Source organism: Pseudomonas fluorescens (genome assembly GCF_041354075.1).
Taxonomy (GTDB): Bacteria; Pseudomonadota; Gammaproteobacteria; order Pseudomonadales; family Pseudomonadaceae; genus Aquipseudomonas; species Aquipseudomonas fluorescens_CE.
In genome coordinates this window covers 1-14042 of the sequence record NZ_JARZGC010000041.1, presented here as the reverse complement: position 1 = coordinate 14042, position 14042 = coordinate 1, and the positions used below count along the sequence as shown (strand labels likewise).

Annotated in this window: 11 protein-coding genes; 8 read left to right on the top strand and 3 right to left on the bottom strand. The window is 62.1% G+C overall.

Annotation, left to right across the window (positions count from 1 at the left end; all coding sequences use genetic code 11):
• The first annotated feature begins 99 nt into the window (after positions 1 to 99).
• Positions 100 to 672: a GNAT family N-acetyltransferase gene (locus QIW53_RS26975; RefSeq protein ID WP_371052644.1), complete on the top strand. Its 573-nt coding sequence runs from the start codon at positions 100 to 102 to the stop codon at positions 670 to 672.
• 696 nt (positions 673 to 1368) lie between these two features.
• Here QIW53_RS26975 and gbcA read toward each other — a convergent pair.
• Positions 1369 to 2664, bottom strand: a complete 1296-nt coding sequence (gene gbcA, locus QIW53_RS26970; protein WP_371052643.1) for a glycine-betaine demethylase subunit GbcA — start codon at positions 2662 to 2664, stop codon at positions 1369 to 1371.
• Between the two features lie 281 nt (positions 2665 to 2945).
• On the opposite strand from gbcA, the gene gbcB reads away from it, so the two are divergent.
• Complete coding sequence (gene gbcB, locus QIW53_RS26965; RefSeq protein ID WP_192306650.1) at positions 2946 to 4046, top strand: glycine-betaine demethylase subunit GbcB; 1101 nt, start codon at positions 2946 to 2948, stop codon at positions 4044 to 4046.
• Positions 4047 to 4176: 130 nt separating this feature from the next.
• Here gbcB and QIW53_RS26960 read toward each other — a convergent pair whose 3' ends face one another.
• A complete protein-coding gene (locus QIW53_RS26960; protein WP_371052642.1) occupies positions 4177 to 5001 on the bottom strand; it encodes an SDR family oxidoreductase in 825 nt (274 codons plus the stop codon).
• A gap of 102 nt (positions 5002 to 5103) precedes the next feature.
• Positions 5104 to 6144, bottom strand: coding sequence for a threonine aldolase family protein (locus tag QIW53_RS26955; protein ID WP_371052641.1), 1041 nt, complete (start codon positions 6142 to 6144; stop codon positions 5104 to 5106).
• Between the two features lie 133 nt (positions 6145 to 6277).
• On the opposite strand from QIW53_RS26955, the gene QIW53_RS26950 reads away from it, so the two are divergent.
• The 6 genes from QIW53_RS26950 to QIW53_RS26925 all read left to right on the top strand — a co-directional run bounded on the left by QIW53_RS26950 (position 6278) and on the right by QIW53_RS26925 (position 13967).
• Positions 6278 to 6988: a TraX family protein gene (locus QIW53_RS26950; protein WP_371052645.1), complete on the top strand. Its 711-nt coding sequence runs from the start codon at positions 6278 to 6280 to the stop codon at positions 6986 to 6988.
• Between the two features lie 260 nt (positions 6989 to 7248).
• A complete protein-coding gene (gene glyA / locus QIW53_RS26945; RefSeq protein ID WP_371052640.1) occupies positions 7249 to 8502 on the top strand; it encodes a serine hydroxymethyltransferase in 1254 nt (417 codons plus the stop codon).
• Positions 8503 to 8525: 23 nt separating this feature from the next.
• Complete coding sequence (locus QIW53_RS26940; RefSeq protein ID WP_371052639.1) at positions 8526 to 9776, top strand: sarcosine oxidase subunit beta; 1251 nt, start codon at positions 8526 to 8528, stop codon at positions 9774 to 9776.
• Positions 9777 to 9789: 13 nt separating this feature from the next.
• The gene (locus QIW53_RS26935; protein ID WP_371052638.1) at positions 9790 to 10119 is read left to right on the top strand and encodes a sarcosine oxidase subunit delta; all 330 of its coding nucleotides are present in this window, start codon (positions 9790 to 9792) and stop codon (positions 10117 to 10119) included.
• A complete protein-coding gene (locus tag QIW53_RS26930; RefSeq protein ID WP_371052637.1) occupies positions 10116 to 13133 on the top strand; it encodes a sarcosine oxidase subunit alpha in 3018 nt (1005 codons plus the stop codon). The genes QIW53_RS26935 and QIW53_RS26930 overlap by 4 nt, the downstream gene beginning before the upstream one ends.
• Positions 13134 to 13334: 201 nt before the next feature.
• A complete protein-coding gene (locus tag QIW53_RS26925) occupies positions 13335 to 13967 on the top strand; it encodes a sarcosine oxidase subunit gamma (RefSeq protein ID WP_371052636.1) in 633 nt (210 codons plus the stop codon).
• Positions 13968 to 14042: the final 75 nt, after the last annotated feature.

Sequence of the window (14042 nt, the reverse complement as noted above, 5' to 3'; positions counted from 1 at the left end):
GCAGTGGGTCAGGCGACTTTTATGTCAGCTGACCCACCGCTTTCGCGAGCAAGCCCGCTCCCACAGAGCCCTGTGTTCATTCAAGACCAAGAGAAAACAATGACCGTTGAATTTCGTCCGGCCACCCGCGCGGATGCGCGGGAGATTGCCCGTCTGTTCCAGATTTCCTCCGAAGGAGCCGCCGATTACATCTGGAGCCAGATCGCCGCTCCCAGCCAGGACCTGTTGGATGTGGGGGCGCTGCGCTATGCCCGTGACGATGTGAATTTCTCGTACCAGAACTGCCTGATTGCCGAGGCCGATGGCCAGGTCATCGGCATGATGCACAGCTATGCCATGCGCCACGACCCGCTGGCCGAACCGACCACCGACCCGGTACTGGCGCCCTACGCCGACATGGAAATCCCTGACACCCTGTACATTTCCAGCCTGGCGCTGCATGAAGGATGGCGCAGCCAGGGGCTGGGCAAGCACTTTCTCGACCATGCCCATGAGCGTGCCAACCGGCTTGGCCTCAAGGGGCTGAGTCTGATCGATTACGCCGCCAATGCCGGCGCCCGGCGCTTTTACGAGCGACATGGCTTTCGCATCGTCGACAGGTGTCAGATCACTCCCCATCCAATGATCCGGGTCACGGGTGAGGCCTACCTGATGCACCGGTCTGAAACCTGAACAAATCCCTGCGGGAGCAGGTGGTTACCCACAAACCCTGTTAGCGCTTCTGTGGATAACATGTTCGCCCTTCATGCAACGCCACGAAAATCAAGCCCTGCAGGCCTTCGTACGAAAATTGACCAGTCTAAGTCACGGTTTTCACGGACTTTTTCCCCAGGTTGGCGGCGAAAGTTGCCCCCAATCTCTGTTGGCGCATCTGTGGATAAGATGTTCGCTCTCTCCTGAAGGCCTTGTAAAACAAGGCCTTCGAAGACTTGGTTAAAAAGTAACCATATCTGGATTCTGCCCCTGTCAAAGTGCTGGGAACCCTTGTTTTCCCCGTCTTTAAGCGGTTTTCCACAGCCGTGCGCAAGTTGCCCCCAAAGTCTGTTGGCGCTTCTGTGGATAAGGTGTTCGCGATCAGCTACAGGGCTTGCAGATACTGGCTTGCAGGGTTTAGATCAAAAAACGACCAGCCATTATCCAAAGCGGGGCTTTTGGATAAGTCACGGATTTTCTTTGGTTTTTGCGGATAAAGTGGGCGTTGAATCCACAGTTGTCCCCATTTGCTGTGGATGTAGATGTGGATAACTTGTTCGCGGAGGGCGGGAAGCCCCGGAGTGTGTGGCGTTAAACGCGGTAGATCAAAATTTGTACAGAACTTGTAGGAGCGAGCAAGAACCAGGCGTCTTCCTCGCTTCTACAAGGGTAGTGTCAGCCCTGAACCGGTACCCCTTTGAGGTACGGCGCAGGCTCGGCACCGAGGTTGCTCAGCAGGCGCTCGCTGTACCAGTCCACAAAATTGACCACACCGAACTCATAGGTCTTGGAGTAAGGGCCAGGCTGATAAGCCGTGGAGTTGATGCCGCGCTGGTTCTCTTCGGCCAGGCGACGGTCCTGGTCGTTGGTGGCGTCCCAGACCTGGCGCATGCGCTCCACGTCGTAGTCCACGCCTTCGACCGCGTCCTTGTGCACGATCCACTTGGTGGTGACCATGGTTTCCTGAGCGCTGATCGGCCACACGGTGAAGACGATGATGTGGTCGCCCATGCAGTGGTTCCACGAATGCGGCAGGTGCAGGATGCGCATCGAACCCAGGTCCGGGTTCTTGATGCGGCCCATGAGTTTGGCGCAGCCCTGTTTGCCGTCCAGGGTCATCGACACGGTGCCCTTGAGCAGCGGCATGCGCACGATGCGGTTACGCAGGCCGAAGCTGGCGTGAGCGTAAGGGATCTTCTCGGCTTCCCAGGCGGCGGCGGAGGCGGCGACGTGGTCCTTGAACGCCTGGTCGGCGCGCGGGTCGGTGACGTCGTCCCACTCCAGCAGGGTTTTCAGCAGTTCCGGGTGCGACGCGTTGCAGTGGTAGCACTCGCGGTTGTTCTCCAGAACAAGCTTCCAGTTGGCCTTTTCCATCAAGGTGGTTTGCACCGCCACCTTGGTGTTCTCCATGTCGTACGGTTCCATGTAATGGCTGAGCGTCGACAGGAAGTCATCGATGGCCGGTGGGTTTTCCGCCAGGCTGATGAAGATGTAGCCGCCAGCGGTTTTCACATTCACCGGTTTGAGGCCGTACTGCTTCATGTCGAAGTCGGCGCCCATTTCGGTGCCGGCGAACAGCAGGCGACCATCGAGCTCGTAGGTCCACTGGTGATAGTGGCAGACCAGTTTGGCGACCTTGCCCTTGTCGCTGGTGCACAGGCGCGAGCCACGGTGACGGCAGACGTTGTGAAAGGCGTGAACCACGCCTTCGGCGCCCCGGATCACGATGATCGGGTTCTTGCCGATCTGCAGGGTCAGGTAGTTGCCCTTGGCCGGGATCTCGCAGGTCATACCGGCGATCAGCCACTCTTTCTGGAAGATCTCCTGCATGTCGATATCGAACAGGCGATCATCGGAATAGAAGGGCTGCGGGAGCGAGAAAGTACGCTCGCGCTCCTGCAGCATCTGCGCGGTGGCCTTGCGTGCGGGTTCCAGCGGATCGCCCAGGCTCAGGGTAGTGGTGACGGTCATCGTTGAATCCTCATGGCCATCTATGTGGCCGGCGAAAGTGGCTAATCAGGGTTGCTACGCAAGGTGTAAAGGTGCTGTCTTGGTATGGGGCGAGTGTGGGGCCGGCGTTACTCGCAACCTTATCCATGGGCGACATGGCCCAATCTGTTCCCGACGCGCAACCCCCGGCAGTTGGGGGCTGGTCGCGATAAGTATGTGAATGTCGCTGATAGGTAAATGGGCGGTTCGCGCTATACGCAGAATCGCCACCATCAGGCCGACCATCGGCTACGGAGAACAGCATGTCCAACAACTTCCTGAACCCGGTAACCACCCAGACCTGGGCCAATGGTCGGCACATCGTCCGTTGCGTCAAAGTCATCCAGGAAACCTGGGATGTGCGCACCTTCTGCTTCATGGCCGATCAGCCGATCATGTTCTTCTTCAAGCCGGGTCAGTTCGTCACCCTGGAGCTGGAGATCGAAGGGCAGCCGATCATGCGCTCGTACACCATTTCCAGCTCACCGTCGGTGCCCTACAGCTTCTCGGTGACGATCAAGCGCGTACCGGGCGGCAAGGTCTCGAACTGGTTGCACGACACCCTGCACGAAGGCCAGGAGCTGGCGGTGCACGGGCCGGTCGGGCTTTTCAACGCCATCGATTTCCCTGCACCCAAAGTGCTGTACCTCAGCGGCGGCGTCGGGATCACCCCTTGCATGTCCATGGCCCGCTGGTTCTACGACACCAACGGCAATGTCGACATGGTGTTCATCCACAGCGCCCGTTCCCCCAAGGACATCATTTACCACCGCGAGCTGGAGCACATGGCGTCGCGAATCGACAACTTCAGCCTGCACCTGATCTGCGAGAAGCACGGGCTGGGTGAACCATGGGCCGGCTATCGCGGTTACCTGAACCACAAGATGCTCGAGCTCATGACACCGGACTTCATGGAGCGCGAAGTGTTCTGCTGCGGCCCTACGCCGTACATGAACGCCGTCAAGCGCATGCTCGAGTCGGTGGGCTTCGACATGAAGCGGTATCACGAGGAATCCTTCGGTGCCACGCCTCCCGAAGCCCGTGCTGATGCCGTGGAACAGGCCGAACAGGCCGCTGACGCTCCGGAAGTCGATGCGGCGGACCTGCATCAGGTGGAATTCATCGCCTCCGGCAAGAGCATCCGCGTGGCCCCGGGCGAGACCGTGCACGCCGCAGCGGCCAAGGTCGGGCTGCTGATTCCCAAGGCCTGCGGGATGGGCATCTGCGGCACGTGCAAGGTGTTGAAGCTCGGTGGCGAAGTCGAAATGGAGCACAACGGCGGCATCACCGAGGAAGACGAGGCCGAGGGGTACATCCTGTCGTGCTGCAGCGTGCCGAAGGGGGATGTGCGGATCGAGTTTTGACGGCTGCAAAATCCGTCTCTGTAGGAGCGAGCATGCTCGCGATGAACCTGAGCACGCCGCGGGGTGTCAGGCTGCCAGCGTTATCGTTGACGTCCATCGCGAGCATGCTCGCTCCTACAGGGGAATGTGTTCAGTCGATGAACAGGTCCGGCATCAGTTTGTCGTCGCTGTCGGGGGCGAACCGGTAGTGTTCGAAGTCGGTGGCTCCGTGCTCTCTCAGTATTGCCTCATCGACCAGCAGCCGCCCGGAAATGCTGCGACCTGTGCTGCTCAGGATCACATGCGCGGCATCCGCCATGATCGCCGGCGTCCTGGCGTGCTTGAACGACTCCCGCGAGCCCAGCTGAAACTCGATGGCCGCCGTGGCGATCATGGTCTGCGGCCACAACGAGTTGACGCTGATGCCGTAATTCCTGAATTCCTCGCTCATGCCCAGGGTCAGCATGCTCATGCCGTATTTGGTCACGGTATAGGGGCTGTACTGGGCGAACCAGCGGGTGTCGAGGTTCAGCGGGGGCGACAGATTGAGGATGTGTCCGGCTGACTGCTTCAGGTAGGGCAGCGCCGCCTGGCTGCACAGCAGCACGGCGCGGGTGTTGATCTGGTGCATCAGGTCGAAGCGCTTGAGTTCCAGGTGCTGGACCCCGGTCAGCTTGATGGCGCCGGCGTTGTTGACCAGCGCATCGATCGCGCCGAAATGCTCATGGGCCCTGGCCAGGGCCTGATGCACCGCGACCTCGTCACGCACATCCAACTGCAGGGCCAGCGCCCGGCCTCCCGCCGACTCGACTTCCTCGGCCACGCTGAAGATGGTGCCCGGCAATTTGGCGTGTGGCTCGGCACTCTTGGCCGCAATCACGATATTGGCGCCATCGCGCGCGGCACGCAGGGCGATCTCGCGGCCGATCCCGCGGCTGGCGCCGGTGATGAACAGGGTTTTTCCTTGCAGTGACATGCGCATGCTCCTGATTGTTGTTATCGATGCAGGTCGCAGAACACTGTAGACCACGCGTTGACCTGTAGGAGCTGGCGAGCCAGCTCCTACAGGTCCTAGGGGTCAGCGGGACATCACCTCGCGGATATCCGCCGCCAGTTCACGCACGCGTTCTTCCTCGGTGTCCCAAGAGCACATGAAGCGTGCGCCGCCCTTGCCGATGAAGGTGTAGAAGCGCCAGCCCTTGGCGGTCAGGGCGGCAATGGCCGGCTCCGAGAGTTGCAGGAACACGCCGTTGGCCTGCACCGGGAACATCAGTTCCACGCCGGGGATATCGCTGACCAGCTCGGCGAGCAATTGCGCGCAGTGATTGGCGTGGCGGGCGTATTTGAGCCAGGCGTCGTTTTCCAGGATGCCGACCCACGGCGCCGAGAGGAAGCGCATTTTCGACGCCAGTTGCCCGGCCTGCTTGCAGCGGTAGTCGAAGTCCTCGGCCAGCTTGTGGTTGAAGAACAGAATGGCTTCACCCACCGCCATGCCGTTTTTCGTGCCGCCAAAGCACAGCACGTCGACGCCGGCCTTCCAGGTCAGGTCGGCGGGCGTGCAGCCCAGGTAGGCGCAGGCGTTGGAGAAACGGGCGCCGTCCATGTGCAGGTTCAGGCCCAGCTCCTTGCAGGTGGCGCTGATGGCGCGGATTTCTTCCGGGGTGTAGACGCTGCCGACTTCGGTGGCCTGGGTCAGGGTCACGACACGCGGTTTCGGGTAGTGGATGTCCTGGCGCTTGAGGGCCACTTCGCGGATCGACTCCGGGGTCAGCTTGCCGTTTTCGGTACCGGCGATCAGCAGCTTGGAGCCGTTGGAGAAGAACTCCGGCGCACCGCATTCGTCGGTTTCGACGTGGGCGGTTTCCGAGCAGATCACGCTGTGGTAACTCTGGCACAGCGACGACAGGGCCAGCGAGTTGGCGGCGGTGCCGTTGAAGGCGAAGAACACCTCGCAGTCGGTTTCGAACAGTTTGCGGAATTGATCGGACGCCCGGGCGGTCCATTCATCGTCACCGTAGGCGCGCTGATGGCCATGGTTGGCCTGTTCCATGGCCGCCCAGGCTTCAGGGCAGATACCGGAATAGTTGTCGCTGGCGAATTGTTGGCTCTTGTCGGTCATGGCCCTGCTTTCCGTGGTCGAGACGCCTATGGTGAAGCGTCTCGTGGTCATTGATGGTGCGCACTTTACCGAAGATCATCCGGGGAGCACACAGGATGCGTCAGACAAAAAAATTCAAGGACGACGGGCAATTATGCACATGACGCACAGGGATGGGGCACTTGATCTGCTCAAGTGGCTGGCGCTGCTGAGCATGGTGCTCGATCACCTGCGATATGTCGGTTTCTCCGCCGATTGGCTGTATGTGCCGGGACGGCTGGCGTTCCCCTGGTTCTGCCTGGCGATGGCGGCCAATGTCTCGCGTGCCCAGGCGGTAAACCACTCGTGGCCCTACCTGGGCTGGCTGCTGGTGTTCAGCACCGTCAGTGAAATTCCCTATCGTCTGTTCATGCCCGACCCCGACACCTTGAATGTGATGCCCACGCTGGCCTTGGGGTTGCTGGTGGCCCGGGGCTGGCGGTTCCCGACGCTGCAATCGCGGCTGGTGGCGGCAGCGGCCGTGGTGCTCGCGGCGTTGTTTACCGACCGGCTGATGTTTGGCTTCTTTGGGGTACTGCTACCGCTGGCGATGCTGTTGGTGATCCGGCGTCCCTGGTATTTCAGCCTGTTGCCGGGGCTGGTGTGCCTGGCGGGCAATCAGTGGGAGGTGCTGGTTTACTCCATGCGATTGGGCAATGGGGTCGCGATGTTGGGGTTTGCCACGTGTCTGTTTGCGCCATGGCTGGGACTGTTCCTGTTGCGACATGCCCAAGGCGTAAAACCACCACCGATGCGGCGCTGGGCGTATGCGCTGTATCCGGGGCATTTTCTTCTTCTGCTACTCGTGCGCACGATCGCCGCATAACCCTTGTGGGAGCAGGCTTGCTCGCGAATGCGGCGGGTCAGTCGACATTGAGGCAACTGACACACCGCATTCGCGAGCAAGCCCGCTCCCACAGGGTTTTGCGCTGCCGGATCAAACCATGTCGTAAACGCGCCTTTGCGTGGCGTGCGTAGGCATTTGACCTGTCGAAGCCGGTCATACCATCGCATTCAAAGGGCAGGGCCGAAAAGCTGCTGCCTCACCGAGACGAATGGCGCACAGATGCCGCTGGGAGAGACGCGATGTTCAGCAAGCAAGACCAGATCCAGGGTTACGACGATGCACTGCTGGCGGCGATGAATGCCGAGGAGCAACGTCAGGAAGATCACATCGAGCTGATCGCGTCGGAGAACTACACCAGCAAGCGCGTCATGCAGGCGCAGGGCAGCGGCCTGACCAACAAATACGCCGAAGGTTACCCGGGCAAGCGCTACTACGGTGGCTGCGAGCACGTGGACAAGGTTGAAGCGCTGGCCATCGAACGCGCCAAGCAACTGTTCGGCGCCGATTACGCCAACGTCCAGCCACACTCCGGCTCCTCGGCCAACAGCGCCGTCTATCTGGCGCTGCTGCAGGCCGGTGACACCATCCTGGGCATGAGCCTGGCCCACGGCGGTCACCTGACCCACGGCGCCAAGGTGTCGTCCTCGGGCAAGCTGTACAACGCCGTGCAGTACGGCATCGACACCAAGACCGGTTTGATCGACTACGACGAAGTCGAGCGTCTGGCCGTTGAATGCAAGCCGAAGATGATCGTTGCGGGTTTCTCCGCCTACTCCAAGACCCTGGACTTCCCGCGTTTCCGTCAGATCGCCGACAAGGTGGGTGCGCTGCTGTTCGTCGACATGGCCCACGTGGCCGGTCTGGTCGCCGCCGGTCTGTACCCGAACCCGCTGCCCTACGCCGACGTGGTCACCACCACCACCCACAAGACCCTGCGCGGTCCGCGTGGCGGGCTGATCCTGGCCAAGTCCAACGAAGAGATCGAGAAGAAGCTCAACGCGGCAGTCTTCCCCGGCGCCCAGGGCGGCCCGCTGATGCACGTGATCGCCGGCAAGGCGGTGTGCTTCAAGGAAGCGCTGGAGCCTGGCTTCAAGGCTTACCAGCAGCAAGTGATCGACAACGCCCAGGCCATGGCCGGCGTCTTCATCAAGCGCGGCTACGATGTAGTGTCCGGCGGCACCGACAACCACCTGTTCCTGGTCAGCCTGATCCGCCAGGGGCTCACCGGTAAAGACGCCGACGCCGCGCTCGGCCGTGCGCACATCACCGTGAACAAGAACGCCGTGCCGAATGATCCACAGTCGCCGTTCGTCACGTCCGGTCTGCGCATCGGCACCCCGGCGGTGACCACGCGCGGTTTCAAGGTGACCCAGTGCGTCACGCTGGCCGGCTGGATCTGCGACATCCTCGACAACCTCGGCGATGCCGATGTCGAGGCCAATGTCGCCGAGCAGGTCTCGGCCCTGTGCGCGGACTTTCCGGTTTATCGCTGAGTGCGGTTTTGGAGTAAATGACTATGCAACGCTATTCGGGCTTCGGCCTCTTCAAGCACTCTCTGAGCCATCACGAAAACTGGCAGCGCATGTGGCGCACGCCGACGCCGAAAAAAGTCTATGACGTGATCATCGTCGGCGGTGGCGGGCACGGTCTGGCCACGGCTTACTACCTGGCCAAGGAACACGGCATCACCAACGTGGCCGTGGTCGAGAAAGGCTGGCTGGGCGGTGGCAACACCGCGCGCAACACCACCATCGTGCGTTCCAACTACCTGTGGGACGAGTCGGCGCACCTTTACGAGCACGCGATGAAACTGTGGGAAGGCCTGTCCCAGGACCTGAACTACAACGTGATGTTCTCCCAGCGCGGCGTCTATAACCTGTGCCACACACTGCAGGACATCCGTGATTCCGAGCGTCGGGTCAGCGCCAACCGCCTCAACGGCGTGGACGGCGAACTGCTCGATGCCAAGCAGGTCGCCGACGAGATCCCGTACCTGGATTGCTCGAAAAACACCCGCTACCCGGTGATGGGCGCCACCGTCCAGCGTCGCGGCGGCGTGGCCCGTCACGATGCCGTGGCCTGGGGCTTTGCCCGGGCCGCCGACGCCCTGGGCGTGGACCTGATCCAGCAGACCGAAGTGATCGGTTTCCGCAAGGAAAACGGCGTGTGCATCGGTGTCGAAACCAACAAGGGCTTCATCGGCGGCAAGCGCGTTGGCGTAGTGACGGCCGGTAACTCCGGGCACATGGCCAAGCTCGCGGGCTTCCGCCTGCCGGTCGAATCCCATCCGCTGCAAGCGCTGGTGTCCGAGCCGATCAAGCCGATCATCGACAGCGTGATCATGTCCAACGCCGTGCACGGTTACATCAGCCAGTCCGACAAGGGTGACCTGGTGATCGGCGCCGGTATCGACGGTTACAACGGCTACGGCCAGCGCGGTTCGTACCCGGTGATCGAGCACACCATCCAGGCCATCGTCGAGATGTTCCCGGTTCTGTCGCGGGTGCGCATGAACCGGCAGTGGGGCGGCATCGTCGACACCACCCCGGACGCCTGCCCGATCATCTCGAAAACCCCGGTGCCGAACATGTTCTTCAACTGCGGTTGGGGCACCGGTGGCTTCAAGGCCACTCCGGGCTCGGGCAACGTGTTTGCCGCCAGCCTGGCCAAGGGTGAAATGCACCCCCTGGCCGCACCGTTTTCCATCGACCGCTTCCACAGTGGCGCCCTCATCGACGAACACGGCGCTGCTGCCGTCGCCCACTAACAGGAGAAATCCCATGTTGCACATCTTCTGTCCTCACTGCGGCGAACTGCGCTCCGAAGAGGAATTCCACGCATCCGGCCAGGCGCACATCCCGCGCCCACTGGACCCCAACAGCTGCACCGACGCGGAGTGGGGCGAGTACATGTTCTTCCGCGACAACCCGCGCGGCCTGCACCATGAGCTGTGGGACCACGTCGCCGGTTGCCGCCAGTATTTCAACGTGACGCGCGACACCGTGACCTACGAGATCTTCGAGACCTACAAGATCGGCGCCAAGCCACAGTTCACCGACAAGACCGACAGCCCGAAAGCGGCCACCACGGCTCTGGGAGAAAAGGTATGAGCCAGATCAATCGCCTGTCCAACGGCGGACGGATCGACCGCAACAAAGTCCTGAGCTTCACCTTCAACGGCCAGAGCTACAAAGGCTTCGAAGGCGACTCCCTGGCCGCCGCACTGCTGGCCAATGGCGTTGACATCATCGGTCGCAGTTTCAAGTATTCCCGCCCTCGCGGCATTTTCGCGGCAGGCTCCGAAGAGCCGAACGCGGTGCTGCAGATCGGCGCCACCGAAGCCACGCAGATCCCCAACGTGCGCGCCACGCAACAGGCGCTGTACCAGGGCCTGGTCGCCACCAGCACCAACGGCTGGCCGAGCGTGAACAACGACATGATGGGGATTCTCGGCAAGGTCGGCGGCAAGCTGATGCCACCGGGTTTCTACTACAAAACCTTCATGTACCCGCAATCGTTCTGGATGACCTACGAGAAGTACATCCGCAAGGCCGCCGGCCTGGGTCGCTCGCCGACCGAGAACGACCCGGACACCTACGACTACATGAACCAGCACTGCGACGTGCTGATCGTCGGCGCAGGCCCTGCCGGTCTCGCCGCTGCACTGGCGGCTGCGCGCAGCGGCGCCCGGGTGATCCTCGCCGATGAGCAGGAAGAGTTCGGCGGCAGCCTGCTCGATTCCCGCGAAAGCCTCGACGGCAAGCCAGCGGTGGAATGGGTCGCGAGCGTCGTTGCCGAATTGAAGAACACCCCGGACGTGCTGCTGTTGCCACGTGCCACGGTCAACGGCTACCACGACCATAACTTCCTGACCATTCACGAACGCCTGACCGATCACCTCGGCGATCGCGCGCCGATCGGCCAGGTGCGCCAGCGCATTCACCGGGTGCGCGCCAAGCGCGTGGTCCTGGCCACCGGCGCCCACGAGCGTCCACTGGTCTACGGCAACAACGACGTGCCGGGCAACATGCTGGCCGGCGCCGTGTCGACTTATGTGCGCCGTTACGGCGTGGCACCGGGCAAAAAGCTGGTGCTGTCCACCAACAACGATCACGCCTACCGCGTGGCCCTGGATTGGCTCGACGCCAGCCTGCAAGTGGTTGCCATCGCCGACGCCCGCAGCAACCCGCGCGGTGCGCTGGTCGAAGAAGCGCGCGCCAAGGGCATCCGCATCCTGACCGGCAGCGCCGTGATCGAGGCGCGTGGCACCAAGCGTGTCACAGCCGCCCGCGTCGCTGCGATCGACGTCAAGGCCCACGCCGTGACCAGCCCGGGCGAATGGCTCGATTGCGACCTGATTGCCAGCTCCGGCGGTTACAGCCCGGTGGTGCACCTGGCTTCGCACCTGGGCGGCAAGCCGATCTGGCGTGAAGACATCCTCGGTTTCGTACCCGGTGAAGCGCCGCAGAAACGCGTCTGCGTTGGTGGCATCAACGGCGTCTACGGCCTCGGCGACTCCCTGGCCGATGGTTTCGAGGGCGGTGCTCGCGCGGCCAGCGAAGCGGGTTTCGGTGTGGTCGAAGGCACCTTGCCCAAGGCCCTGAGCCGTCTGGAAGAGCCGACCCTGGCGCTGTTCCAGGTGCCACACGAGAAGAACTCTGCCCGTGCGCCGAAGCAGTTCGTCGACTTCCAGAACGACGTCACGGCGGGTGGCATCGAGCTGGCGACCCGCGAAGGCTTCGAGTCGGTCGAGCACGTCAAGCGCTACACCGCCCTGGGCTTCGGCACCGATCAGGGCAAGCTGGGCAACGTCAACGGCCTGGCCATTGCCGCCCGCTCGCTGAACGTGACCATCCCGCAGATGGGCACCACCATGTTCCGCCCGAACTACACGCCGATCACCTTCGGCGCCGTGGCCGGCCGTCACTGTGGGCACATCTTCGAACCGGTTCGCTACACCGCGCTGCATCACTGGCACCTGAAAAACGGCGCCGAATTCGAGGATGTCGGCCAGTGGAAACGTCCGTGGTACTTCCCGAAAAACGGTGAAGACATGCACGCGGCGGTCAAGCGCGAATGCAAGGCGGTGCGTGACAGCGTCGGCCTGCTGGACGCCTCGACCCTGGGCAAGATCGACATCCAGGGCCCGGACGCTCGCGAATTCCTCAACCGCGTCTACACCAATGCCTGGACCAAGCTCGACGTGGGCAAGGCGCGCTACGGCCTGATGTGCAAGGAAGACGGCATGGTCTTCGACGACGGGGTGACGGCGTGCCTGGCCGACAACCACTTCGTCATGACCACCACCACCGGCGGTGCGGCCCGCGTGCTGCAGTGGCTGGAGCTGTACCACCAGACCGAGTGGCCGGAGCTGAAGGTGTACTTCACTTCCGTGACCGATCACTGGGCCACCATGACCCTGTCCGGCCCGAACAGCCGCAAGCTGCTCAGCGAAGTCACCGACATTGACCTGGACAAGGACGGCTTCCCGTTCATGACCTGGAAAGAAGGCCTGGTGGGCGGTGTGCCGGCGCGGGTGTTCCGGATTTCGTTCACCGGTGAACTGTCGTACGAAGTCAACGTGCAGGCCGACTATGCGATGGGTGTTCTGGAGCAGATTGTCGAGGCCGGCAAGAAGTACAACCTGACCCCGTACGGCACCGAAACCATGCACGTACTGCGCGCCGAGAAGGGCTTCATCATCGTGGGTCAGGACACCGACGCATCGATGACCCCGGACGACCTGAACATGGGCTGGTGTGTAGGTCGCACCAAGCCGTTCTCGTGGATCGGCCAGCGTGGCATGAACCGCGAAGACTGCGTGCGTGACCAGCGCAAGCAACTGGTGGGCCTCAAGCCGGTCGACCCGAACAAATGGCTGCCGGAAGGCGCGCAACTGGTGTTCAACACCAAGCAGGCGATCCCGATGACCATGGTCGGTCACGTCACCTCCAGCTACGCGCACAACTCCCTGGGCTACTCGTTTGCCATGGGCGTGGTCAAGGGCGGCCTCAACCGCATGGGCGAGCGGGTGTTCGCACCGTTGGCGGATGGCAGCGTGATCGAGGCGGAGATTGTGTCTTCGGTGTTCTTCGATCCGAAGGGTGAACGCCAGAACGTTTAAGGGGCTGGGTCCTGTGGGTGTCAGCTGCACCGAGTCGTCAGATCGATTCGCGAGCAAGCCCGCTCCCACAGGATCAAAGTCGCCAAGGGAACTTGAGTCAGGCAGCAATCAATGTGGGAGCGGGCTTGCTCGCGAAGGCGGCAGAACAGCCACCACAAGGTTGGAACCCACAGCAGAACAGAATTCAGGAAAGGGTGCTTTATGACCGCAGCCAATGTGTACCAACAACGCCCAACCACCGGGGCCAAGGCCGAGTCGTCGCTGCATCATGCCGACCTCGCCAGCCTGGTGGGCAAGGGTCGCAAGAGCGCCGGCGTGATCGTGCGCGAGAAAAAACTCCTCGGCCATTTGACGATTCGTGGCGACGGCCATGACGCAGCCTTCGCTGCCGGCGTGCACAAGGCCCTGGGCATCGAACTGCCGGGCGCCTTGACCGTCATCGTCAAGGGCGAAACCAGCCTGCAGTGGATGGGTCCGGACGAGTGGCTGCTGATCGTGCCGACAGGTGAAGAGTTCGCTGCCGAGCAGAAACTGCGCGAAGCGCTGGGCGACTTGCACATCCAGATCGTCAACGTCAGCGGCGGCCAGCAGATCCTCGAACTGAGCGGCCCGAACGTGCGCCAGGTGCTGATGAAGTCCACCAGCTACGACGTGCACCCGAACAACTTCCCGGTGGGCAAGGCGGTCGGCACGGTGTTCGCCAAGTCGCAACTGATGATCCGTCACACCGCTGAAGACACCTGGGAACTGCTGATCCGTCGCAGCTTCTCGGACTACTGGTGGTTGTGGCTGCAAGACGCCTCGGCCGAGTACGGCCTGGCCGTGCAGGCCTGATTTATCCTCCTGTGGGAGCGGGCTTGCTCGCGAATGCGGTGGGTCAGTCGCCTTTATGCCAACTGACCCACCGCA

Excerpts from the sequence above, each read along its gene's own strand:
- gbcA (WP_371052643.1), bottom strand. The coding sequence starts at position 2,664 with ATGACCGTCACCACTACCCTGAGCCTGGGCGATCCGCTGGAACCCGCA.
- QIW53_RS26950 (WP_371052645.1), top strand. The coding sequence starts at position 6,278 with ATGCACATGACGCACAGGGATGGGGCACTTGATCTGCTCAAGTGGCTG.
- QIW53_RS26930 (WP_371052637.1), top strand. The coding sequence starts at position 10,116 with ATGAGCCAGATCAATCGCCTGTCCAACGGCGGACGGATCGACCGCAAC.
- QIW53_RS26925 (WP_371052636.1), top strand. The coding sequence starts at position 13,335 with ATGACCGCAGCCAATGTGTACCAACAACGCCCAACCACCGGGGCCAAG.
- gbcB (WP_192306650.1), top strand. The coding sequence starts at position 2,946 with ATGTCCAACAACTTCCTGAACCCGGTAACCACCCAGACCTGGGCCAAT.
- QIW53_RS26960 (WP_371052642.1), bottom strand. The coding sequence starts at position 5,001 with ATGTCACTGCAAGGAAAAACCCTGTTCATCACCGGCGCCAGCCGCGGG.
- QIW53_RS26975 (WP_371052644.1), top strand. The coding sequence starts at position 100 with ATGACCGTTGAATTTCGTCCGGCCACCCGCGCGGATGCGCGGGAGATT.
- glyA (WP_371052640.1), top strand. The coding sequence starts at position 7,249 with ATGTTCAGCAAGCAAGACCAGATCCAGGGTTACGACGATGCACTGCTG.
- QIW53_RS26955 (WP_371052641.1), bottom strand. The coding sequence starts at position 6,144 with ATGACCGACAAGAGCCAACAATTCGCCAGCGACAACTATTCCGGTATC.
- QIW53_RS26935 (WP_371052638.1), top strand. The coding sequence starts at position 9,790 with ATGTTGCACATCTTCTGTCCTCACTGCGGCGAACTGCGCTCCGAAGAG.
- QIW53_RS26940 (WP_371052639.1), top strand. The coding sequence starts at position 8,526 with ATGCAACGCTATTCGGGCTTCGGCCTCTTCAAGCACTCTCTGAGCCAT.